At 71.1% G+C, this 22,461-nt stretch carries 27 protein-coding genes; 2 read left to right on the top strand and 25 right to left on the bottom strand.

What is annotated here, in order from left to right:
• Positions 1–22: 22 nt before the first annotated feature.
• From ACZ63E_RS06695 to ACZ63E_RS06670, 6 genes are all read right to left on the bottom strand, one after another.
• On the bottom strand, positions 23–763 hold the full coding sequence (locus ACZ63E_RS06695) for an ABC transporter permease (RefSeq protein ID WP_465334915.1): 741 nt from the start codon (positions 761–763) through the stop codon (positions 23–25).
• The gene (locus ACZ63E_RS06690; RefSeq protein ID WP_465334913.1) at positions 760–1,692 is read right to left on the bottom strand and encodes an ABC transporter ATP-binding protein; all 933 of its coding nucleotides are present in this window, start codon (positions 1,690–1,692) and stop codon (positions 760–762) included. Before ACZ63E_RS06690 ends, ACZ63E_RS06695 begins: the two co-directional genes overlap by 4 nt.
• A gap of 93 nt (positions 1,693–1,785) precedes the next feature.
• A complete protein-coding gene (locus tag ACZ63E_RS06685) occupies positions 1,786–3,174 on the bottom strand; it encodes a glycine--tRNA ligase (RefSeq protein WP_465309558.1) in 1,389 nt (462 codons plus the stop codon).
• An 83-nt stretch (positions 3,175–3,257) separates the two neighbouring features.
• Positions 3,258–3,899, bottom strand: coding sequence for a class F sortase (locus tag ACZ63E_RS06680; RefSeq protein WP_465334911.1), 642 nt, complete (start codon positions 3,897–3,899; stop codon positions 3,258–3,260).
• An 80-nt stretch (positions 3,900–3,979) separates the two neighbouring features.
• Complete coding sequence (locus ACZ63E_RS06675) at positions 3,980–4,618, bottom strand: class F sortase (RefSeq protein ID WP_465334909.1); 639 nt, start codon at positions 4,616–4,618, stop codon at positions 3,980–3,982.
• Positions 4,619–5,704 carry an LPXTG cell wall anchor domain-containing protein gene (locus ACZ63E_RS06670; RefSeq protein ID WP_465334907.1) on the bottom strand — a complete coding sequence of 362 codons (1,086 nt, stop codon included), beginning with the start codon at positions 5,702–5,704 and terminating at the stop codon, positions 4,619–4,621.
• A 259-nt stretch (positions 5,705–5,963) separates the two neighbouring features.
• Here ACZ63E_RS06670 and ACZ63E_RS06665 point away from each other — a divergent pair, with 259 nt between their 5' ends.
• A complete protein-coding gene (locus ACZ63E_RS06665) occupies positions 5,964–6,329 on the top strand; it encodes an ArsR/SmtB family transcription factor (RefSeq protein WP_465334905.1) in 366 nt (121 codons plus the stop codon).
• Complete coding sequence (locus ACZ63E_RS06660) at positions 6,329–6,742, top strand: Fur family transcriptional regulator (protein WP_465309548.1); 414 nt, start codon at positions 6,329–6,331, stop codon at positions 6,740–6,742. The genes ACZ63E_RS06665 and ACZ63E_RS06660 overlap by 1 nt, the downstream gene beginning before the upstream one ends.
• Before the next feature lie 263 nt (positions 6,743–7,005).
• Here ACZ63E_RS06660 and ACZ63E_RS06655 read toward each other — a convergent pair whose 3' ends face one another.
• The 19 genes from ACZ63E_RS06655 to hrcA form a co-directional block, all read right to left on the bottom strand.
• Positions 7,006–7,764: a TIGR03943 family putative permease subunit gene (locus ACZ63E_RS06655; protein WP_465334903.1), complete on the bottom strand. Its 759-nt coding sequence runs from the start codon at positions 7,762–7,764 to the stop codon at positions 7,006–7,008.
• Positions 7,761–8,759 (bottom strand): permease, encoded by a 999-nt coding sequence (locus ACZ63E_RS06650; RefSeq protein ID WP_465335506.1) that lies wholly within the window; start codon positions 8,757–8,759, stop codon positions 7,761–7,763. The genes ACZ63E_RS06655 and ACZ63E_RS06650 overlap by 4 nt, the downstream gene beginning before the upstream one ends.
• Before the next feature lie 111 nt (positions 8,760–8,870).
• On the bottom strand, positions 8,871–9,293 hold the full coding sequence (locus tag ACZ63E_RS06645) for a YbjN domain-containing protein (RefSeq protein ID WP_465334901.1): 423 nt from the start codon (positions 9,291–9,293) through the stop codon (positions 8,871–8,873).
• Positions 9,290–10,105, bottom strand: coding sequence for an isoprenyl transferase (locus tag ACZ63E_RS06640; RefSeq protein ID WP_465334899.1), 816 nt, complete (start codon positions 10,103–10,105; stop codon positions 9,290–9,292). Before ACZ63E_RS06640 ends, ACZ63E_RS06645 begins: the two co-directional genes overlap by 4 nt.
• Before the next feature lie 41 nt (positions 10,106–10,146).
• Positions 10,147–10,908, bottom strand: coding sequence for a DNA repair protein RecO (gene recO, locus ACZ63E_RS06635; RefSeq protein ID WP_465309540.1), 762 nt, complete (start codon positions 10,906–10,908; stop codon positions 10,147–10,149).
• A gap of 49 nt (positions 10,909–10,957) precedes the next feature.
• Positions 10,958–11,428 (bottom strand): CD225/dispanin family protein, encoded by a 471-nt coding sequence (locus ACZ63E_RS06630; protein ID WP_465334897.1) that lies wholly within the window; start codon positions 11,426–11,428, stop codon positions 10,958–10,960.
• Between the two features lie 68 nt (positions 11,429–11,496).
• Positions 11,497–12,540, bottom strand: coding sequence for an RDD family protein (locus tag ACZ63E_RS06625; protein ID WP_465334895.1), 1,044 nt, complete (start codon positions 12,538–12,540; stop codon positions 11,497–11,499).
• 194 nt (positions 12,541–12,734) lie between these two features.
• Positions 12,735–13,208: a DUF2752 domain-containing protein gene (locus tag ACZ63E_RS06620; protein WP_465334893.1), complete on the bottom strand. Its 474-nt coding sequence runs from the start codon at positions 13,206–13,208 to the stop codon at positions 12,735–12,737.
• On the bottom strand, positions 13,205–13,558 hold the full coding sequence (locus ACZ63E_RS06615; protein WP_465309532.1) for a CD225/dispanin family protein: 354 nt from the start codon (positions 13,556–13,558) through the stop codon (positions 13,205–13,207). Before ACZ63E_RS06615 ends, ACZ63E_RS06620 begins: the two co-directional genes overlap by 4 nt.
• Positions 13,559–13,584: 26 nt before the next feature.
• Positions 13,585–13,953, bottom strand: coding sequence for a CD225/dispanin family protein (locus ACZ63E_RS06610; protein WP_465309530.1), 369 nt, complete (start codon positions 13,951–13,953; stop codon positions 13,585–13,587).
• Positions 13,954–14,143: 190 nt separating this feature from the next.
• On the bottom strand, positions 14,144–15,040 hold the full coding sequence (era, locus tag ACZ63E_RS06605; RefSeq protein ID WP_465334891.1) for a GTPase Era: 897 nt from the start codon (positions 15,038–15,040) through the stop codon (positions 14,144–14,146).
• Positions 15,037–15,375, bottom strand: coding sequence for a cytidine deaminase (locus tag ACZ63E_RS06600; protein ID WP_290060591.1), 339 nt, complete (start codon positions 15,373–15,375; stop codon positions 15,037–15,039). The genes era and ACZ63E_RS06600 overlap by 4 nt, the downstream gene beginning before the upstream one ends.
• On the bottom strand, positions 15,368–16,714 hold the full coding sequence (locus tag ACZ63E_RS06595) for a hemolysin family protein (RefSeq protein ID WP_465334889.1): 1,347 nt from the start codon (positions 16,712–16,714) through the stop codon (positions 15,368–15,370). Before ACZ63E_RS06595 ends, ACZ63E_RS06600 begins: the two co-directional genes overlap by 8 nt.
• 9 nt (positions 16,715–16,723) lie before the next feature.
• A complete protein-coding gene (ybeY, locus tag ACZ63E_RS06590; protein WP_465309524.1) occupies positions 16,724–17,296 on the bottom strand; it encodes an rRNA maturation RNase YbeY in 573 nt (190 codons plus the stop codon).
• Positions 17,293–18,369: a PhoH family protein gene (locus tag ACZ63E_RS06585; RefSeq protein ID WP_465334887.1), complete on the bottom strand. Its 1,077-nt coding sequence runs from the start codon at positions 18,367–18,369 to the stop codon at positions 17,293–17,295. The genes ybeY and ACZ63E_RS06585 overlap by 4 nt, the downstream gene beginning before the upstream one ends.
• Before the next feature lie 90 nt (positions 18,370–18,459).
• Complete coding sequence (locus ACZ63E_RS06580) at positions 18,460–18,819, bottom strand: histidine triad nucleotide-binding protein (RefSeq protein ID WP_465309520.1); 360 nt, start codon at positions 18,817–18,819, stop codon at positions 18,460–18,462.
• A 434-nt stretch (positions 18,820–19,253) separates the two neighbouring features.
• Entirely contained in the window at positions 19,254–20,006 is a 753-nt protein-coding gene (locus tag ACZ63E_RS06575) for a 16S rRNA (uracil(1498)-N(3))-methyltransferase (protein ID WP_465334885.1), read from the bottom strand.
• Between the two features lie 3 nt (positions 20,007–20,009).
• On the bottom strand, positions 20,010–21,179 hold the full coding sequence (gene dnaJ / locus ACZ63E_RS06570; RefSeq protein WP_465309516.1) for a molecular chaperone DnaJ: 1,170 nt from the start codon (positions 21,177–21,179) through the stop codon (positions 20,010–20,012).
• 31 nt (positions 21,180–21,210) lie between these two features.
• Positions 21,211–22,233: a heat-inducible transcriptional repressor HrcA gene (gene hrcA / locus ACZ63E_RS06565; protein WP_465310203.1), complete on the bottom strand. Its 1,023-nt coding sequence runs from the start codon at positions 22,231–22,233 to the stop codon at positions 21,211–21,213.
• Positions 22,234–22,461: the final 228 nt, after the last annotated feature.

Raw genomic sequence — 22,461 nt, 5'->3', positions numbered from 1 at the left:
TCCCATTCCGCCGTCCCGGCCCTCAGACCCGGGCGCTGTCCTTACGGTAACGCCTGATCACCAGCGCCCCCAGCACCACGGTCCACGCCGCGAGCACACCGGCGGCCTGCGGCAGCGACACCACCATGTCGGTGGTCACCGCGGGCCGGGCCAGCTGCAGCACCCAGTAGGTCGGCATGATCTGGGCGAGGTCGTGCATCCAGGACGGCATCGTCTCGATGGGGATCCACAGGCCGCCGAGGAAACCCATGCCGAGGGTGACCAGCATGCTGATCGGCTGCATCGTCTCGGGCGTGCCGAACTGCCCGATGAGCAGACCGAGCAGCACCAGCGGGATCGTGCCGAGGAAGATGCCGGCGAGGATCCGGACCCAGCCCGCCGCGTCGAGGTGCACCCCTTCGACGGTCACCGCCAGCACCGGAACGAGGATCAGCGCGGGCAGCCCGACAAGCATCCCGGACAGCGCCTTGCCGCCGAGGTAGCCGACGCCGGTGAGCGGGGTTAGGCGCAGCTGCCGCTGCCAGCCGAGCGCCCGCTCGATCGCGAGCCGGGCGCCGCTGGTGTTGGCCGCGGCGAACGTCCCGAAGGTCATCATGTTGATCATCACGACCGCGGTGAACGCCGCGTGGTCCGGGTCGCTCGCCTTGACGAAGACGTTGGCCTGCAACAGGAACATCAGCACCGGGAAGGCGACGACGAAGATCAGGAACCGCGGCGCCCGGAAGTTCCGCCGGATCTCGGTGAACAGGTAGGTGGCGTTCATCGCACGGCCTCCGCGGTGTCGTCGGCGGTCAGGGACAGGAAGGCGCCTTCGAGGCCGACTGCGCTGATTTCGACGTCGTGCACACCCGGGACGGCGGACTTGAGCGCCCACAGCGTCGCGTCGGAGTCGCCGCTGGAGATCGCGACGCGGTCGCCGCGCAGCTCGAACTCCTTGACTCCCGGCAGCGCCGCGATCACAGCTTCGGTGGCGCCCGGCACGGCGGCCCGCACGGTGCGGCCCCCGGCCAGCGCGCGGACTTCGGCGACCGAGCCGTCGGCGACGATCCGGCCGCGGCGCATCAGCACGACCCGGTCGGCGAACTCCTCGGCCTCTTCGAGGTAGTGCGTGGCGAACAGGACCGTGCGGCCGGACTCGGTGAAGGCGTACATCGACTGCCAGAACTCGCGCCGGGTGCCGACGTCCATCGCGGCGGTCGGCTCGTCGAGCAGCAGCAGGTCGGGGTTGCTGACCAGGGCGACGGCGAAGCGGACCCGCTGCTTCTGCCCGCCGGAAAGCTTGTTGGCGCGACGGCCGGCCAGCTCCCCGATCCCGGCCGCCGCCAGGGCCTCGGCCACCGGCATCGGCTTGCGGTGCAGCGCCGCGACCATGCCGACGGTCTCCCCGACGGTCAGGTCGTCCATCAGCGCGCCGCCCTGCAGCATCGCGCCGATCAGCCCGGCGCGGACGGCGTCGATCGGCTTCCGCCCGAAGACGCGCACCTCACCGGCGTCCGGTGTGCTGAGGCCGAGGATCATGTCGACGGTGGTGGACTTGCCCGCGCCGTTGGGGCCGAGCAGGGCGACCACCTCGCCCGGGGCGATGGTCAGGTCGACGCCGTCGACCGCGTGCACGTCGCCGTAGTGTTTCCGCAGGCCGGTGAGGTGGACCGCGGCCCCCGCCGCGACCGACCGGATGTCTGTTTCTCGCATGCCCCCAGACTGCCGCCCGGGAGGCCCGGGACCCCAGACCGTGCGTCACGTCCTGGCCGTGACAGGTGTCAGGGGTCCCGGGCTCCGGATGGTTCAGCAGCCGATCAGGCGGCCCGCCAGGTAGGCCTCGAGCTTGTCGATCGCGATGCGCTCCTGCGACATCGTGTCGCGCTCGCGCACCGTCACGGCGTTGTCCTCGAGCGAGTCGAAGTCGACCGTGACGCAGTACGGCGTGCCGATCTCGTCCTGGCGGCGGTAGCGGCGGCCGATCGCCTGCGCGTCGTCGAAGTCGACGTTCCAGTGCTTGCGCAGGGTCGCGGCGACCTCCCTGGCCTTCGGGGTCAGGTCGGCGTTGCGCGACAGCGGCAGCACCGCGACCTTGAACGGCGAAAGCCGCGGGTCGAGCTTCAGCACGACGCGCTTCTCGACGCCGCCCTTCGCCGTCGGCGCCTCTTCCTCGTGGTAAGCGTCGACCAGGAAGGCCATCATCGACCGGCCGACACCCGCCGCCGGCTCGATGACGAACGGCCGGTAGCGCTGGCCGGACGCCTGGTCGAAGAACGACAGGTCCACACCCGAGTGGTTCGAGTGCGTGGTCAGGTCGAAGTCGGTGCGGTTGGCGATGCCCTCGAGCTCACCCCACTCCTGCCCGGCGTTGAACGCGAACCGGTACTCGATGTCGACCGTGCGCTTCGCGTAGTGCGAGAGCTTTTCCTTCGGGTGCTCGAAGTGGCGCAGGTTCTCCGGCTTGATGCCGAGGTCGGTGTACCACTCGGTGCGCTGGTCGATCCAGTACTGGTGCCAGGTCTCGTCCTCACCCGGCTCGACGAAGAACTCCATCTCCATCTGCTCGAACTCGCGCGTCCGGAAGATGAAGTTGCCCGGCGTGATCTCGTTGCGGAACGACTTGCCGATCTGGCCGATGCCGAACGGCGGCTTCTTCCGCGACGTCGTCTGCACGTTGAGGAAGTTGACGAAGATGCCCTGCGCCGTCTCCGGGCGGAGGTAGTGCAGGCCCTCCTCGGACTCCACCGGGCCGAGGTAGGTCTTCAGCATCATGTTGAAGTCCCGCGGCGCGGTGTACTTGCCGCGCGTGCCGCAGTTCGGGCAGGGCACGTCGGACAGGTCGTCCTCGGAGGTCTCCTTGCCGCTGCGCGCCGCGTACTCCTCGGCGAGCTGGTCGGCGCGGAACCGCTTGTGGCAGGACAGGCACTCGATGAGCGGGTCGGTGAACACGTTGACGTGCCCCGAGGCCACCCACACCTGGCGCGGCAGGATGACCGACGAGTCGAGGCCGACGACGTCGTCCCGGCCCTGCACGACGGTCTTCCACCACTGGCGCTTGATGTTGTCCTTCAGCTCGACCCCGAGCGGCCCGTAGTCCCACGCCGAGCGGGTACCGCCGTAGATCTCTCCGCTGGGGAAGACGAAACCACGGCGCTTGCACAGGCTGACTACGGTATCGATGGTGTTCGTGGGCACTCCACGCTCCGGAAGCATGCGGGGACGGTTATCTGACTGGAACGTCCAGGGTATCCGTCGGGGCCCAGGGCTTTTCGCGCAGGCTACGGCCGGGTCACCAGCGACGCCGTCACGACGCGGTTGTCCTCGTAGCCCTCCTTGCCGCCGACGTACTCGCCGCCGCAGGTGACCAGGAGCAGCTTGTGCGGGCCGTCCGGGTCGAAGAGCTGCTCGGAGCGGCCGGCCAGCTCGGACTTGTGCACCGTCTCGGTCTTGTCGATCCGGTACACCCACGCGCCGCCGGCGGCGTCGGTCAGCTTCACCTCCTGGCCCTGCTTGACCTGCCACAGCTCGGTGAACGGCCCCTTCGAGCCCTTCCAGTTCACGTGCCCGGACAGCAGCGCGACGCCGTGGTCCGCGCCCAGCTTCGCGCCCCACCACGCGGCTTCGCCGAGGCCTTCAGGGATCTTCAACGCGCCGTCGGCGTCCAGGTCCTCCTGGACCAGCTTCGCGGTGCCGCCGCCGGGCAGCGCCAGCGTCGCGGGGGCCTGGCCGGTGTCCTGCTTCGCCGGCTGGTCCGCGGCCGCGACCGGCGTCGTCGTGCCGTTCGCGCCGACGGGTTCATCCTTTCCGGTGAACACGAGCAGGGTCGCGACCAGCGCCGCGATCACGAACGCGCCGGCCACGCCCACGATCCACCAGCGGCCGGTGGCCTTCTTCCGCTCCGCCGGGTTCTGCTCCTGCATGCGCCTGTGCTCCTTCACTCCGTGACCAGTGCACAGACAGACATGCCGTGCCGGGCGGAGAAGGTTGCACCGGACTCGGGTCAGCCGGTCGGACGGGTCACCAGGGTGGCCGTGACCAGGCGGTTCTCGTCGTACCCCTCGGTGCCGCCGACGTAGTCGCCGCCGCAGGTCACCAGCACCAGCCGGTGCGGGCCGTCCTGGCCGAACCACTTCGCGGCCTGCGCCGGCAGCGCCTCCTTCGGCAGCGTGACGACGTCGTCGACCCGGTAGACCCACCGGCCGCCCCGCGCGTCGACGACGCTGACGTCGTCCCCGTCGCGCATCCGCCAGAGCTCGTCGAACGGCCCGCGCTGCCCCTCCCAGTTCACGTGCCCGGACAGCAGCGCGGCGCCCCGGGCCGCGCCGAGCTTGGCGCCCCACCAGGCCGCGTCACCCAGGCCACGCGGGATCGGCAGCACGCCGGTGCCGGTGAGCTCGGTGCGGACCAGCCGGGCGGTGGCGCCGTCGGGCAGCCGGACCGTGCCCGGGCGCTGCTGCGCGGCGGACTCGCTGTCCGCGGGCAGCACGGCGGGGGCGGCGTTCTCACCCGGCAGCGTGCCGGGCGGCGGCGCCGCGGCCTGCGTCGCCGTCGGCGGGAGCCAGGTCAGCAGGATGACGCCGGCGGCGAAGGCCGCCACGGCCAGCGCCGCCGAGACGGCGGCCAGCCCGGTGCGGAGCACCTAGTCCGTCCCGGACTTGCGCCGCCTGCCGAGCAGCAGCGCGACCGCGGCGAAGAACACCCCGCCGAAGAGCAGGCCGATGCCGAGCGGGACACGCGAGCCGTCACTGCCGGTGTCCGGCGCGGCCGCGCCGAGGTACCCGGCCGGGACCTGCGTCGGCACCGCGGCCTGGGAGGCGGTCGTGCCGCCCGCGGGGCCACCGGCCTTCGCGACGAACCCCTTCGGGACCGAGCAGCTGACCCCGCCGAGCACGATGGTCGTCACGACGTCCTGCAGCGCGGCGCCCGCGGCGTCCTTGACGTGGGTGGTGATCTCGACCCGCCAGCCGGCGACGGCGGTGAAGTCGCCGCCGCGCCAGCCGTCCTGCCGGATCAGCTGGTCGAACGCGGCGACGCGGGTCAGCTTCAGGTCGGAGACCGTGGTGGCCTCGGCGGCGTTCTGGATGTCACCGGGCGGCCCGAGGCGCAGGTTCTGCAGCTGGAGGCCGGCGTTGCCGCCGGGCATCGGGACGATGCCGAGCGAGCCGTCCGCCTGGCGCACCCACAGCCGGGCGACCGAGGACGTGCCGGTGAGCTTGGCCGGGCCGGTGCAGTCCACGGCGGTCTTCGCGCCTTCCAGCACGAGGACGGTGTTGTCGATCGGCTGCGCGCCGCCCTGCCAGGTGTCGCGCAGCGCGTAGTTCGTCTCCGCGACGGCGGTGGGCACGGTGGTCGCCTGCAGCGCGGCGACGACGTTGTGGTCCCGGCTAGCGACGCCCGACGGGTACGGGTTGCCGTTGCTGTAGCGGCCGAGGTCGATCTGGTAGTGCCCGCCGAAGGTGTTCCGCTCGCCGTCGTCCTTCGGCACCGAGACGCGGTCCGCGCCGAGCTTCGACTGGCCGGGCAACAGCGGCGAGCGCTGGGTCTCGGTGATGAGCGCGCCGCCGCGCTGGCCTTCACTGCCGATCCGGACGGACGCGATGTTCGCGAACGCGACCGGCCCGGTCTTCTCGTCGACGGCCTGGCTCTGCGCACCGGCCACCCCGGCTCCGACCAGCGGGAACAGGACGGCCGTCAGCGCGGCTGCCTTGGTCACGAAACGCGTCATGTCTCCCCACTGCTTTGCTCAGGGCGGGTCGCCGGCGTACGAGAAGCGACGAAACGCTCCGCGACAACCTTGCACCGTCGGCCACTACATGCGAAGCCGAAGAGCCAATATCCCACGAACTCACCCGAATGGAGCAATACGACCGGCCGTACCCCGCAGAGAGCGGTGACGGACGGGGCACCCGGCCGGGGGAACACTAGGATGGGCGACGCCGTTGTCGGTAATGACTACGGAATTCATGGTCACGGGGGAGGCGGTTATGGCGACGGTGGCCGGGAGCGGCGCCCAGCCGGCACTGGCGGAGTGCGCCCCGGCGGCGGCCACGCCACCGGCGCACCCGCCGGCGGCGGTCCTGTCCGACGCGGGTGACCTCCTGCGCGCGCTCGCCGCGCCGGTCCGGATCGCGATCGTGCTCCAGCTGCGCGCGGCCGACCGGTGCGTCCACGAGCTGGTGGACGCCCTCGACGTCGCGCAGCCCTTGATCAGCCAGCACCTGCGGGTGCTGAAGACGGCGGGAGTGGTCCAGGGCGAGCGCCGCGGCCGCGAGGTCGTCTACCGCCTCGCCGACGACCACCTGGCGCACATCGTCGTCGACGCCGTCGCCCACGTGCAGGAAGGAAAGTGATGAACGCCGTCGCCCCGCGCGGCCAGGCCCCGGTGCCGGGCCGCCGTTCGACGAAGCAGCGGGCCGCGGTCGTCGAGCTGCTGAGTACCGTCGACGACTTCCGCTCCGCCCAGGAACTGCACGACGAGCTGCGCAAACGCGGCGACGGCATCGGCCTGACGACGGTGTACCGCACCCTGCAGTCCCTGTCGGAGGCCGGCGAGATCGACGTCCTGCGCACCGACTCCGGCGAGGCGATCTACCGCCGGTGTTCGGCGCACCACCACCATCACCTGGTGTGCCGCGTGTGCGGCCGGACGGTCGAGGTCGAGGGCCCGGCGGTCGAGCGCTGGGCGGAGAAGATCGCGGCCGAGCACGGCTTTTCGGAGATCTCCCACACGGTGGAGATCACCGGCACCTGCGCCCGCCACTGACCCTCGGGCTGCTGTCGGCCCGCGGCTGTGTCGTCCGCCGAGGTACGCGTGTCGTCCGGCTGGGTACGCGTGTCGTCCACCCAGGTACGCGAGTCGTCCGGGTGGGTGCGCGAGGCGGCCTTCTAAGCGCGCGAGTGACCAGCCAGGCAGGCGAGTCGTCCATCCAGGTACGCGAGTCGTCCAGCTGAGTACGCGTGTCGTCCGCCGAGGTCCGCGTGTCGTCCGGCTGGGTGCGTGAGGCGGCCGGGTGGGGGCGGCCTGGGCTAGTACTCGTACGGGTCCTTCGGGGCCGGGACCGTCGTGACCGATGCCGGGGTGAAGTCCGGGGTGTAGCTGTTGGCCTTGGTCGCCGTGCCCGGGACCACCTGGCCCGTCACCTGGATCCACGCGTCGCTGGCCAGGTGGTCGGCTTGACCGTCGCGGAGGCGGACCGTGACCGGGAACGCGTCGGCCGCGCAGCAGCTGATCACCAGGCGGGCCAGCAGCGTCGCGCCGTCGGTGTGGACGACGAAGCCGGTGAGGGAGACCGTGCGGCCGTTGAGCGTGCCTGCCGCGTCCCAGCCCGCCCGGCTGACGAACTCGTTGACCGCCAGCGGGACGACGTTCCCCGCCGGGAGCGGTGGGAACGCGGCGGCGTTGGCCGCGGCCGCGCTCGCCGGCACCCGGGCTTCGGTGCGGATGACGGAGTCGGCGCCCAGGGCCGGTGGGGCGACCAGGAACACCGCCAGCACCGGGACCAGCAGCAGCCACGCCGGGCGCGCGGAGTGCGAATGACCGTCACCCGCGCCGTGGTGGTCGACATCATGGCCGCCGTCCGAGTCACCTGCGCCGGGCTTGCCGCGCGCCGCCAGGAGGTCACGGACGATTGCCACCGCTCCGAGGAGCACCATCACCGCGCCGCCCGTGATGATCCAGGGCTGCTGGGCCGGCTTGACGTACCTCAGGTAGTCGCCGTTCGCCGCGATCTTGATCAGCGCGCCGCCCAACAGGAGCAGCAGGATGTTCTGCGTCTCGCGCTTCACGCCACCCCCACCACCAGCCCGGCCACGACCGCGCACCCCACGGCCACCACGAACGTCGCCGGGGCGAACCGGGTTGCGAACGAGCGGCCGAACGTGCCCGCCTGCAACGCGAACAGCTTCACGTCCACCGCCGGCCCCACCACCAGGAACACCAGCTTCGGCAGCATCGGCATCGCCGTCAGCGACGCCGCCACGAACGCGTCCGCCTCGCTGCACAGCGCCAGCACCACCGCCAGCACCGCCATCACCACGATGCCCAGCACCAGCTGCTCGCCCAGCACCCCGAACCAGCGGGCCGGCACCAGCACGTTCAGCGCCGACGAGATCAGCGCGCCCAGCACCAGGAAACCGCCCGCCTCGACCAGGTCCGTGCGGGCCGTCTCCGCGAACACCCGCCACCGCTGCCCGCCCGCCACGTCGGGCAGCCGCCGCAACGCGCGCGAAGTGATCCACTCGAGCTTGCCCCAGCGGGCCCACAGCCAGCCCATCACCATCGCCGTCGCCAGCGATCCCGCGAACCGGGCCAGCACCATCTCCGGCCGGCCCGGGAACGCGACCGCGGTGGCCACCAGCACCACCGGGTTCACCGCCGGCGCGGCCAGCAGGAACGTCAACGCCGCCGCCGGCGCCACGCCCTGCCCCATCAGCCGGCGCGCCACCGGCACCGACGCGCACTCGCAGCCCGGCAGCGCGACCCCCGCGAGCCCGGCGACACCGACCGCCGCCCCCGCTCGCCGCGGCAGCACCTTCTCCAGCACCCGCGCGGGCACGAACGCCGCGATCGCCCCGCTGATCAGCACCCCCAGCACCAGGAACGGCAGCGCCTGCACGCAGACGGCGACGAACACCGTCGAGCCCGTGCGCAGCGCGGGCACGTCGAACACCTGCTGCAGCCAGCCCTGCCCGAGGATCGCGACCAGCAGGATCGCGCACAGCACTTCGACCGAGCTGACCCGGAACCGCCGGGTGCGCCGGGCGCCGGAAGTGGAAACCATGTTCACGGCGACGACTATGCCAGGGCCCGCCGACAAGCCGCGGCCGCGTGCGCCGCGAACGGTCGGATCCGGTCCGTTTCGGCCCGGAATCCACCGTTCGCGGCGAAAAATCTACTCCGGGACGACGCCCGGCAGCTCGGTCCGCAGCTGCGAGGCCGTCGACACCACCAGCATCAGCAACGTCCCCAGCGCGGCCGCGTCCAGGCCCGCCGCCGGGAACGCGTACCGCAGCGTGACGTCGACACCGTTGTCCGAATGCCCGACCCCGAGCGTCCCGAACAGCCCCTGCCCGGCGCGCTCGGCGACGGCGATCGACAGCTCCGGCCGGTCCGCCAGGTCCCAGCCGACGACGCAGGTCAGCGTCAGTACCGTGAGGCCCTCGCCGAGCCGGGTCGCCTGGATCACGCACGGGACGTCACCGTGGGAGAACGTCAGCGCGCCGTCGTCGTCGACGTGCACCTCGAGGTAGCGCTCGAGGGACTCCTTGGCCTGGGTCAGCAGCTCCGCGGTCTCGGCCGCTTCGGTCGCGCTCATGACGACGACGCCTGGTCGACGGCCGCGCCGAAGCGGCGGTCCCGCTTCGCGAACTCCAGGCAGGCCCGCCACAGGTGGGTCCGGTCGAAGTCCGGGAACAGCGTGTCCTGGTAGACCATCTCGGCGTAGGCCGACTGCCACAGCAGGAAGTTCGACGTCCGCTGCTCGCCCGAGGGCCGCAGGAACAGGTCCACGTCCGGCATCTCCGGCTGGTACAGGTACTTGCCGATGGTCTTCTCGGTGACCTTCGCGGGGTCCAAACGACCGTCCGCGACGTCGCGCGCGATCCGCTGCATGGCGTCGCCCAGTTCGGCACGGCCGCCGTAGTTGACGCACATCGTCATGTTCAGCGCCGTGTTGTGCTTGGTCTTCTCCTCGGCCGCCTGCAGCTCCTTGATCACCGACGCCCACAGCTTCGGCCGGCGCCCGGCCCAGCGGATGCGCACGCCGATCGAGCCGAGGTAGTCGACCTGGCGGCGGATGGTGTCGCGGTTGAAGCCCATCAGGAACCGCACCTCTTCGGGGCTGCGCTTCCAGTTCTCCGTCGAGAACGCGTACACCGAGAGCCACTTGACGCCGATCTCGACGGCACCGGCGGCGACGTCGATCATCACGGCTTCCCCGCGCTTGTGGCCTTCGATCCGCGGCAGGCCGCGCTGGTTGGCCCAGCGGCCGTTGCCGTCCATGACCAGCGCGACGTGCTTGGGCACCAGCTCGCGCGGGATTTCCGGCGGTTTCGCGCCCGACGGGTGCGGATCCGGGGCCCGCAGCTCGTATCGCGACGCCTTGTTCTCGCGTCCCCTGCGCAGCACTGCGAGCCTCCCTGGATGGGTGAAACCGATCGAGTTCGACCCTACTGCCCGGGCACGACGGTCTCCCGGGCACGTCGCTCGACCAGGGGAAGCGACCGGAGCTGCCGCTCCAGATGCCACTGCAGGTGGGCCGCGACCAGGCCGCTCGCGTCGCGGCGGGTGCCGGGCAGGGTCGACTCGGCCATCGTCCACTCGCCGTGCAGCAGGGCGGTGAGCAGGTCCAGGACCTCGGGGGCGGGGTGCACCGACCCGGGCACGCGGCAGTCCTGGCACATCGACCCGCCGGCGGCGACGCTGAACGCGACGTGCGGGCCGGGCAGGCCGCACCGGGCGCACTCGGTGAGCGCGGGCGCCCAGCCGGCGTAGGACATCGCGCGGAGGAAGAACGCGTCGAGCACCAGGGACGCGTCACGCTCCCCCGCGGCGAGCGAGCGCAGCGCGCCGCAGACGAGGAGGTAGAGCTTGAGCACCGGCTCGCCCTCTTCGGCCGAGAGCCGGTCCGCGGTTTCGGCGATGGCGCTGGCCGCGGTGTAGCGCTGGTAGTCGGCGACCAGCGGCAGCGCGAAGGCGTCCACGGTCTCGACCTGGGTGATCACGTCGAGCGTGCGGCCGGTGTAGAACTGCACGTCGACGTGGCCGAACGGCTCCAGCCGGGCACCGAAGCGGGACGACGTGCGCCGCACACCCTTGGCCACGGCGCGGACCTTGCCGTGCCGCCGGGTCAGCAGGGTGACGATCCGGTCGGCCTCACCCAGCTTGTGCGTGCGCAACACCACCCCGGTGTCGCGGTAGAGGTTCACCACCCCGACATCGTCCCACTTGCGGGCGATGCCGGGGTGGACCGACCCGGGTTCAGCAATAGTAGCCCGTGCAGTACGTGCTCACCGCGGTGGCCGCGACGATGATCCAGATGATCGCGAACACGCAGCCGAGGCCGCCGATGATGGAGGCGATGAGGCAGAGCGTCTTGGTCGTCTTCGACGCCTGCTCCGCCATCATGTAGTTGCCTTGCATCTTGTACGTCTGGACCTCGTTGGACTTCATGATCGCGAAGATCGCGAGGATCCAGCAGAGGAAGATGCTGCCGATCGCCCAGCCCTTGTAGTCCTTGATCTGGTTGATGTCGCCGCCGCCGGGCATGCCGTACCCCGGGGCGCCGAAGCCGCCGGTGGGCGGCTGGCCGTACGGGGCCGGCTGGCCGTAGGGCGCGGGCTGACCGTACGGCGCCGCCGGCATGCCGCCGGACGGCGTGCCGTAACCGGGCTGCTGCGGCTGCTGCGGCTGCTGGCCATAGGGCTGCTGCTGGCCGTAGGGATTGGTCATGAACTTGTACCCCAACTACTCGTGAACTTCCGCCGGGTGGCTCCGGCGGTGCTGCGCGGAAAGGTCGGTCAGTGGTGCGGCGGCTGGTCCTTCGGCGGCTGCCCGAACTGGCCCGGGTCGATCTTGCGGGTCGCCTCGGCCTCGTCGTGGGCTTCGGGCCGCAGCATCTGGGTCCGTTCGGCCTGCTCGTCGAACGGCGACGCGCCCCCGGCGGAGTCGGGGCGCAGCATCTGGGTGCGCTCGGCCTGCTCGTCGAACGGGGACCCGCCCGGCGGCGGCGCGAGCGGCTGGCCCGGCTGCTGGCCGAACCCGCCCGGCTTCGGCGTCTGCGGGAACCCGCCGGAAGCGGGCTGCTGCGGGAAACCGCCCGAGGACGGCGGCTGCGCGAACCCGCCCGAAGGCGGCTGCGGCTGGCCGAACCCACCGGACTGCGGCTGCTGCTGCGGGAAACCGCCCGACGGCGGCTGGCCGAACTGGGGCTGTCCCGCCGGCGGGTAACCACCGGCGAACCCGCCGGGCTGGGCGAACGGGTTCGGCGCCGCCGACTCGTCGGCCTGGACCACGACGGTGCCGACGATCTTGTCCGACAGCGTCTGGGACTTGTCGTCCCAGAGCGGCCACAGCCAGCCGATGTAACAAAGGAAGTTGTCGACGAAGTGCGCGAGGTCGCGCAGGAACGCCATGCCGGCGCCGATCGGCTGCCCGTTGTCCTCGCGGACGAGCTTGATCTTGGCGACCCGCTTGCCCATGGACTGGCCGGTGTTGCCCGCCTGGATCCAGCGGTTGTACACCGTCCAAGCGATCCAGGCGACAAACCCGAGGATGGCCAGGATCTGGAAGATGAAGTTGCCCCGGGTGAGGAAGGCGATGATGCCCAGCACCAGGTACAGGCCCACGATGGGGCCGAAATCGACGAGCCAGCCCAGCGCGCGCTGGCCCCAGCTCGCGTAGTTCCGCGGCGCGCCGAAGGGAACGCCCTGCTGCCCGAACGGCGCCGGCTGCCCGTACGGCTGCCCGTACGGCGGCGGCGCCTGGCCCGGCTGCGGCTGTCCGAACGGCTGCTGGCCACCGGGTTGCTGCCCGAAGGACTGCTGACCGTAGGGATCGGTCATCGCGGTATTCCCCCTCGTTGGTCACTCTCCCGTGCGGAGCCTCGCACGGGTCCGGCCCGGTGGTGCGGTGCGGACCGTCCGCGGGAGCGTACTCGCTCCGGTGACGGCCGCGCCTCCCAGGCTTCAGCTGTCCGGGTGACCCCGTCACGCCGTCCGACGCGCCGGGTCCGGACCCGGTTCCCCTCCGCCGTCGTTCAGACGCGCAAGCCGCTGAACGGGGCGAACGGCAGGTTGCGGATCACGAACCAGACGACGAACACGACCGAAAACGCCAGGGGCGTCCAGCGCCAGTGCAGCCAGCTGGCGACCGCGCGGCCGCGCAGCCTGCCGACCGTCCACGCCGCCATGCTCCAGACGAACAGGAGCACGACGACGAACGACACCGCGTTGTAGTGCACGGCCGCGGGGATGTTCCCGTGCATCAGGCTGTACGCCATCCGCAGGCCGCCGCAGCCCGGGCAGTCGATCCGGAACAGCGCCTTGGTCGGGCAGACCGGCAGGAAGCCGCCCGGCGTCGTCGGGTCGCCGGCCCAGACCACGGCGCAGCACACGCCGAGCCCGGCCACGACGGCGAGCGGCGCGCTCACCGCGCGCAGCTTGGCCCTGGCTCCCCGCGCCGGGTGCCCGGTGTAGACGGGGTGTCCGGTGTGGACGGTCGTCGTGGTCACGGCGTGTACCGGTCCGCGGAGACGCCGATCACGACCATCACCACGATGAAGGCGATGTAGAGCAGCAGGAGGATCCCGGTGGTGATGGCCGACCACATCGCCCACTTGCGGGCGTCGTCGGCGGCCTTCTGCGCCTCGGCGTGGAAGCCCTGGAACCAGAGTGAGCTGACCTGGCTCGACTTCACGATCGAGACGACACCCAGGGGCAGGCAGCACAGCACGGTGCTCAGGATCGCCCACACCATGTTGTTGTCCGGCGGTGGCCCGTAGTTCGGCGGCGGATAGCCGTAGCCGTAGCCGGGTGGCGGCCCGCCCGGGGGCGGGTACGGCGGCGGGTACTGGTCGGTCACCGGGTTCCTCCTGCTGCTCGGCTACGTCAGTATGACGACGACGTCGTGCCGAAGGTGAAGACACCGGCGATCGAGAGGATGACGACCAGCACGATCCACGCGACACCCACGACCGCGGAGATGATCGCCCACTTCTTGGCGGAGTCGGAGGCTTCCTGCGCGGCGGCGGTCTGGCCCTGCGCCCACAGCCCGTTCACCTTCGCGGCCTGCACGATCGACACGACGCCGAACGGGAGGCAGCAGAAGAGGGTGGTGAGGATGGCCCAGACGAGGTTGTTGCTCGGGGGCGGGCCCGGCTGGTAGCCACCCGGCTGCCCACCGGGGTAGTTCGGCTGGCCGCCGGGCTGGTTCGGCTGGTCGCCGGGGTAGTTGGGCATGCCCTGGCTGTCGGTCATGGTCGGTTGTTCCCCTTCGTCTTGCTCCGTGGACGACCACCGGTTCCGCGGGCCGCCCCGACCGGTCGCGGTGTGGTCGAAGCCGCGACTGTAGGGGGCGCCGCGGTCGCGCGTGCGGTGAATCCTCCCGCCGCGACCGAATCGAGACCAGGAATTCCGCTGATCATCCCCCGTCCGGGGAATGGCCGGGTCAGAAGCCCAGGCGGCGTAACTGACGGGGGTCGCGCTGCCACTCCTTGGCGACCTTGATGTGCAGGTCGAGGTAGACCTTCGAGCCGAGCAGCGCCTCGATGTTCTTGCGCGCGGTGGCGCCGACCTCGCGCAGCCGCTCGCCCTTGTGCCCGAGGATGATGCCCTTCTGGCTGGGGCGCTCGACGTAGAGGAACGCGTGCACGTCGATGAGGTCGTCCCGGCCTTCGCGCGGCAGCATCTCCTCGACGGTGACGGCGATCGAGTGCGGCAGCTCGTCTCGGACGCCTTCGAGCGCCGCTTCGCGGATCAGCTCGGCGACCAGCGTCTGTTCGGGTTCGTCGGTGAGTTCCCCGCCCGGGTAGAGCTGCGGGCCCTCGGGCAGCTTGCCGACGAGCAGGTCCGCGAGCGCGCCGACCTGGAAACCGTCCACTGCGGACACCGGGATCAGCTCGGCGAACTCCATGACGTTCTGCAGCGCCAGGAGCTGTTCGGCGACCTGCTGGGGCTGGACGAGGTCGGTCTTGGTGACGATCCCGATGACCGGCGTGCGCTTCGCGATCTTCTGCAGCTCCGCGGCGATGAACTTGTCACCGGGGCCGATCTTTTCGTTGGCCGGCACGCAGAACCCGACAACGTCCACTTCGGACCACGTCGTGTGCACGATGTCGTTGAGCCGCTCGCCGAGCAGCGTGCGCGGGCGGTGCAGGCCGGGGGTGTCGATGAGGACGAGCTGGGCGTCCTCCCGGTGCACGATGCCGCGGATCGCGTGGCGGGTGGTCTGGGGCTTGCTGGAGGTGATCGCGACCTTGGTGCCGACCAGGGCGTTGGTCAGCGTCGACTTGCCCGCGTTGGGACGGCCGACGAAGCAGGCGAAGCCGGAGCGGTGGTCGGTCATCGCTCCAGCACCTCGAGCACCGTGCCGTCCGGCGCGGCCAGGATGATCGGCGCGTACTTCGCGATGTCGCGCACGGCGTGCACGGACGCGCCCTTGAGCAGTCCTTCTTCGCTGACGACGGCGGCCGCTTCGATGCCTTCGGCGCCGCTGGAGAGCGCGGCGGCGACCGCGGCCTGGAGCGCGGTGAGCTTGAACGACGGCTGGTCGACCGTGCCCGCGGCGTAGGTCCGGCCGTCGGTGTCGCGGACCGCGGCGCCTTCGGGGGCCTGGATGCGGGCGCGCGAGGACCGGGCGAGGGTGACCAGCTTCTGGTCCTCCGCCTCGAGGTCAGGCATGTTCGACGCTCCTGTCGCGTTCGTCGGGGTGGGGCAGGCGCGTCCGGCGCCGGGTGGTGCGGTCGGCCGGGTCGGTCATCGCTTCGGCGTCGGCCGGGTGCACGACCACCGAGGTGATCCGCATGCGGCCGCGCCGGTCCTTGCCGCCTTCGGCGAAGAGCCGGAGGCCGGCGACCTCGGCTTCGGCCCCCGGTAGCGGGACCCTACCCAGTCGCTCCGCGAGCAGCCCGCCCACGGTCTCCACGTCGTGGTCTTCGAGGTCGATGCCGAACAGCTCGCCCAGGTCGTCGACGCCCATCCGGGACGACACGCGCACGGCGCCGTCGTCGAGCTCCTCGACCTCGGGACGCTCGTCGCCGTCGGACTCGTCGGTGATCTCGCCGACGATCTCCTCGATGACGTCTTCGATGGTGAGCAGGCCGGCGGTGCCGCCGTACTCGTCGACGGCGATCGCCATGTGGTTGTGCGAGCGCTGCATCTCCTTGAGCAGCTCGTCGAGCCGCTTGGAGTCGGGGACGAAGCCGGCCTCGTTCATCAGCGTGTCGACGACGGTGCTCGGGCCGTCCGGGTCCATGTACGCGGCCATGAGGTCCTTGATGTTGACCACGCCGACGATGTCGTCGACCGACTCGTCGATCACCGGGACCCGGGTGAAGCCGGTGCGCAGCGCCAGCGCGAGGGCCTGCCGGACGGTCTTGGTGCGCTCGATCCAGACGATCTCGGTGCGCGGCACCATGACCTCCCGGGCGATGGTGTCGCCGAGCTCGAACACCGAGTGGATCATCTCGCGCTCGGAGTCCTCGACGACCCCGCGTTCCTGCGCGAGGTCGACGAGCTCGCGCAGCTCGACCTCGGAGGTGAACGGGCCTTCGCGGAAGCCCTGGCCGGGCGTGATGGCGTTACCGATGAGGATCAGCAGCCGGGACAGCGGCCCGAGGACCGAGCCGAGGACGCGGACCGGCCCGGCGACGTACCGGCCGATGCGGTAGGGGTGCTGGCGGCCGAGGGTGCGCGGGCCGACGCCGATGAGGACGTAGCTGACGACGACCATGACGACCGCCGCGACGAGCACGGCCACGCCGAGCGGGCGGAGCCGGGTGCCGACGAACACCGTGACCAGCACGGTGGCCGTGAGCTCGCAGCCGAGGCGGAGCAGGAGCAGCAGGTTGATGTGCCGGCGCCGTTCGGCGACGACGGCGGCGAGGTGGCGGGCGCCGGGCAGCCCGAGCCGGGCGAGTCCTTCGGCCCGGGCCTGCGACACGGTGCTGACGGCGGCGTCGGCCGCCGCGAACACGCCCGCGAGGAGCACGAGCGCGATCGCGAAGAGGAGCTGGACCATGGCTGGCGCCTAGGGCGTTTCCCCGGTGGGTGGCTCCCCGGCCGGCGCGACGCCCGCGTCGAGCCCGGCGATGCCGAGCACGCGGTCGTCGGTGTTGCGCTGGGCGTCCCGCTTCTCCAGCGCGGAGACGGCGTCCTGGTACTCGCCGAGGATGCGCTTCTGGAGGGCGAACATCTCGCGTTCCTCGGCGGGTTCGGCGTGGTCGTAGCCGAGGAGGTGCAAGCAGCCGTGCACGGTGAGCAGGTGCAGCTCGTCGATCAGCCGGTGCCCCGCCGTCTTGGCCTGGTCCTTGGCGAACGCCGGGCAGAGCACGATGTCCCCGAGCAGCGCCGGTGACGCGTCGGGCGCGTCCGGACGGCGGGAGGAGTCGAGCTCGTCCATCGGGAAGGCCATGACGTCGGTGGGCCCGGGCAGGTCCATCCAGCGTTCGTGCAGGTCTTCCATGACGTCGAGGGTGACGAGCAGGATGGACAGCTCGGCGAGCGGGCTGACCTCCATCTTGTCGAGGGCGTAGCGGGCCGCCGAGACGATGGACGTCTCGTCGACGTCGACGCCGGACTCGTTGGCGATTTCGATGCTCAACGCCGGTTACCCTTCCAGCCGTTGCCCTGCTGCTGGTCCTGGGCGTCCTGCACGGCCTGCCACTTCTCGTAGGCGTCGACGATGTCGCCGACGAGCTTGTGCCGGACGACGTCCTGGCTGGTCAGCTCGGAGAAGTGCAGCCCTTCGACCGAGCCCAGGATGTCGCGGACGACCCGCAGGCCGCTGCGCTGCCCGTTCGGCAGGTCGACCTGGGTGATGTCGCCGGTGACGACGATCTTGGAGCCGAAGCCGAGGCGGGTGAGGAACATCTTCATCTGCTCGGGCGTGGTGTTCTGGGCCTCGTCGAGGATGATGAAGGCGTCGTTCAAGGTCCGGCCACGCATGTAGGCCAGCGGCGCGATCTCGATGGTGCCGGCCTGCATGAGGCGCGGGATCGACTCGGGCTCGACCATGTCGTGCAGCGCGTCGTAGAGCGGCCGCAGGTAGGGGTCGATCTTCTCGTTCAGGGTGCCCGGCAGGTACCCGAGGCGCTCGCCGGCTTCGACGGCCGGGCGGGTCAGCACGATGCGCGTGACCTGCTTCGCCTGGAGGGCCTGGACGGCCTTCGCCATGGCGAGGTAGGTCTTGCCGGTGCCGGCCGGGCCGATGCCGAAGACGACGGTGTGCTTGTCGATGGCGTCGACGTAGCGCTTCTGGTTGAGCGTCTTGGGCCGGATGGTCTTGCCGCGGCGGGAGACGATGTTGAGGCTGAGGACCTCGGCCGGCGAGGCGTCGCCGGTGCTCAGCATCCCGATGGTGCGGCGGACGGTGTCCGGGCCGACCTGCTGCCCGCCGGTGGCGAGGGTGACCAGGTCGGCGAAGACGCGTTCGGCGAAGGCGACGTCGGCGGGGGTGCCGGTCAGGGTGACCTCGTTGCCGCGCACGTGCACGTCGGCGGCGAGGAGCTCCTCGGCGACACGCAGGTTCTCGTCGCGGGAGCCGAGCAGGCTGAGGGCGGCGGCGTCGGGGATCGGGAACCGGGACTGTGCTGCCTGGGCGGCGCTGTCGTCGGTCTTGGGGACGTCTCCGGGGACGTCGGGTCGGGCGGCTCCACCCGGTGCGGTTCCGGCCACGTGGCCTCGGCCCTGCTTTCTCGGTGAGGGACTACGGACCCCACCGATGCTACTGGCACCCCCCGACAAGACGCAGGCCGGTTTCCCGACTCACCCCTCGTGAGCTCCGAAGAAGCCGAGCGGCTCCCCACCCAGCACGTGGGCGTGCACATGGAAGACGGTCTGCCCGGCATCGGAGTCGGTGTTGAAGACGACGCGATACCCACTGGAGACGATGCCCTCGATCTCGGCAACCTTGCGAGCGGTGGCAACAACATCACTCAGCAGGCCGGGATCAGCAGCAGCAAGCTCCCCAAGGTTCCGATAACGAGTCTTGGGCACAACGAGCACATGCACCTTCGCCTGAGGCCGAATATCCCGAAACGCAAAGGTGGAAGCATCCTGATACACAACATCAGCAGGAATCTCACCAGCAATGATCCGCTCAAAGAGGGTCTCGTCCTCACTCATGCAAGCACCCTACCGACCCCACGCTGCAAGACGGCCGAAGGCCGCGAGCACGCAACCACACGCTGCGAGACGGCCGCAGGCCGCCGAGCAAAGCAAGGCGCCTTTTGAACAGAGAAAAGACAAAACCCGCGGGGGTCCGGGGCTCGCCCCGGCTGGGGGTCTGGGGGTTTGACCCCCAGAAGACACAACGAACGCGAAGGCGTACCGAACGAGCGAAGCGAGGAAGGAACGCCGCGGAGCGGTAGATCCTGGGGGTCGATCTACCGCATCCGCGGCTCCGCCGGACCGAGGGGGGAGGTGCCCGGCGGGGTCTGTGTCTTCCCAGTGGCGCGCCTAAACGGTGCGTGGCGCGTTAGTAAACGAGAGTAACGGGTCGGAGTGTGATCGCGCCATAACTGGGCGCAAAATGTGGCCTCTTTTTTGTGGTGATCTTTTCAGTGCCAGCGGGTGGTGAGGGCGCCGAGCGCGCCGAGGGCGACGGCCGCGGCGGTGGAGGTGCGCAGGACCGTCGTGCCGAGGCGGACGGCTCGGGCGCCGGCTTCGCGCAGGGTGTGGAGCTCTTCGTCGGTGATGCCGCCTTCGGGGCCGACGACGAGCAGGAGGTCGCCGGTGTCGGGGAGCTCCAGGTCGGTCAGCCGGTCCTCGACGTCGGATTCGAGGACGATGACCAGGGACATCGTCGTGGCGAGGCCGGCGAGCTCGCGGGTGCCGACGGGTGCGGTGACGTCGGGGACGTGGGCGCGGCGGGCTTGTTTCGCGGCGGCGCGGGCGGTGGCGCGCCAGCGGGCGAGGGCCTTGTCGCCGCGGCCGCCGTCGTCCCACTTGGTGACACTGCGGGCGGCGCGCCAGGGCACGATCGCGTCGACGCCGGCTTCGGTGGCGAGCTCGACGGCGAGCTCGCCGCGGTCGCCCTTGGCGAGGGCCTGGGCGACGACGACGCGCAGGGCCGGGGGCTCCTCGGTCCAGCTCTCCTCGACCGTGAGGTTCAGCTGGGCGTCGCGGCCCGGCTGGACGGCGTCGACGACGCAGCGGGCCATCGTGCCGGCGCCGTCGGAGAGGACGAGCCGCTCCCCCGCGCGCAGGCGCCGGACGGTCGCCGCGTGCCGGGCTTCCTCGCCGTCGAGGACCGTGCTCCCCGAGGCGGGCACGGAGGCGGCGAGGAAGACCGGCAGGGTGGTGTCAGGCACGGGTCAGCGGTGGTTCTTGGCGCGCAGCTTGGAGAACAGGCCGCCGTGCTTGCTGCCGTTGGACGCCAGCGTCGGCACTTCCTCGCCGCGCTGCTGGGCGAGCTCGACCAGCAGGTCGCGCTGGGCTTCGTCGAGCTTGGTCGGGACGACGACGTCGATGTGGACGTGCAGGTCGCCGCGGCCGTCGACGCGGCCGGAGGACCGCAGCCGGGGCATGCCCTTGCCGGTGAGGACGAGCTCGGCGTTGGGCTGGGTGCCCGGTTCGACGTCGAGCTCGTAGTCGCCGTCGACCAGCGTCGCGATCGGCACGGTGGCGCCGAGGGCCGCGGTGGTCATCGGGATGCGGAAGTTGCAGTGCAGGTCGTGGCCCTGGCGGACGAAGACCTCGTGCGGGGTCTCGTCGATCTCGACGTACAGGTCGCCGGCCGGGCCGCCACCGGGGCCGACCTCACCCTGGCCGGAGAGGCGGATGCGCATGCCGTCGCCGACGCCCGGCGGGATCTTGGCGGTGACGTTGCGGCGGGCGCGGATGCGGCCGTCGCCGCCGCACTGGCGGCAGGGGTCGGGGATGACCTCGCCGAAGCCGCGGCAGACCGGGCACGGGCGGGCCGTGACGACCTGGCCGAGGAAGGACCGCTGGACGGACTGGACCTCGCCGGCGCCGCCGCAGGTGTCGCACGTCTTGACGCCGGTGCCCTCGGTGGTGCCGGCGCCGCGGCAGAGGTCGCAGACGATCGCCGTGTCGACGGCGATCTCCTTGTCGACCCCGGTGGCGCACTCCTCGAGGGAGAGGCCGAGCCGGATGAGCGCGTCGGAGCCGGGCTGGACCCGGCTGCGCGGACCGCGCCCGCGACCTCCGCCACCACCACCCGCGGCGCCGAAGAACGCGTCCATGATGTCGCCGAGGCCGCCGAACCCGGCGAACGGGTCGCCGCCGCCCCCGCCGCGCGCGCCGCCGTCCATCGGGTCGCCGCCGAGGTCGACGATCTTGCGCTTCTGCGGGTCGGACAGCACCTCGTAGGCCGTCGTGACCTCGCCGAACCGGTGCTGGGCGTCTTCCGACGGGTTGACGTCGGGGTGCAGCTCCCTGGCCAGCTTCCGGTACGCGCGCTTGATGTCCTGGTCGCTCGCGTTCTTCGCCACCCCGAGGATGCCGTAGTAGTCCCTCGCCACCGTCTCTGCTTCTCCTTCTGCTCTGCCCGGCTCAGCGGCCGTGCAGGATCTGCCCCACGTAGTTGGCGACCGCGCGCACCGCGGCGATCGTGCCGGGGTAGTCCATCCGGGTCGGGCCGACCACCCCCATGCCGCCGAGCACCATGTCCTGGCCGTACCCGATGGAGACGACCGAGGTGCTGCGCATCTGCTCGTCCTCATTTTCCTCACCGATGCGGACCGTGATCGCACCGGGGTTGCGCGCGGCGGCCAGGAGCTTCAGCACGACGACCTGTTCCTCGAGGGCTTCGAGGACCTGACGCAGTGATCCCGGGAAGTCGGCGACGTTGCGCGTGAGGTTCGCGGTGCCGCCCAGGACCAGGCGTTCTTCGGGGTGTTCGGCCAGTGACTCGACAAGGACCGTGGTGACGCGGATGAGCGCGTCGCGCAGCCCGCCGGGCGCCTGGTCGGGCAGCTCGGCGACGCGCGCCGCCGCTTCGTTGAGCCGCCGGCCGGACATGGCCGTGTTGAGCACGGACCGCAGCCGGGCCACGTCGTCTTCGGTGACGACGTCGCCGAGGTCGACCGTGCGCTGGTCGACCCGGCCGTTGTCGGCGATCAGCACCAGCATCAGCCGCGCCGGGGTGAGCGGCACCACCTCGAGGTGGCGCACCTTGGCGTTGGTCAGCATCGGGTACTGGACGACGGCGACCTGCCGGGTCAGCTGCGCGAGCAGCCGCACCGAGCGGCGGAGGACGTCGTCGAGGTCGGTGCCGCTGTCGAGGAAGGTGGTGATGGCCCGGCGCTCGGCGGCGCTCAGGGGCTTGATCTCGGAAAGCCGGTCGACGAAGAGCCGATAGCCCTTGTCGGTCGGCACCCGGCCGGCGCTGGTGTGCGGCTGGGTGATGTAGCCCTCTTCTTCGAGGGTGGCCATGTCATTGCGCACGGTGGCGCTCGAAACGCCCAGGTTGTGCCGCTCGACGATCGCCTTGGACCCGACCGGCTCCTGGTTGGAGACGTAGTCGGCCACGATCGCGCGCAGCACGTCGAAGCGGCGTTCGTCCGCGTTGGCCACCGGTTCCTCACCCACTTCGCTCGCTGCTCATCCCGAGTTTACGGAAACCTGAGCGAGAGGTGCTCAACGCGGGCGGCAAGGGTCGGGCCAGAACCGCTCGGCGCAGGTCGTGGGGGGGGGTTTTTTTTGTTGTGGCTCCCCCAAAAAACCCCCACACAACACCCCCCCCAAGCGTTTCGGGAAACCCAACTTCCCCCCCCCTGTCAGTGGGCCCGTTAACCCCACCCT

It is taken from the genome of Amycolatopsis sp. NPDC104819 (assembly GCF_055583145.1).
The sequence above is the reverse complement of the archived record's forward strand: the minus strand, read 5'-3'. Positions and strand labels throughout refer to the sequence as shown.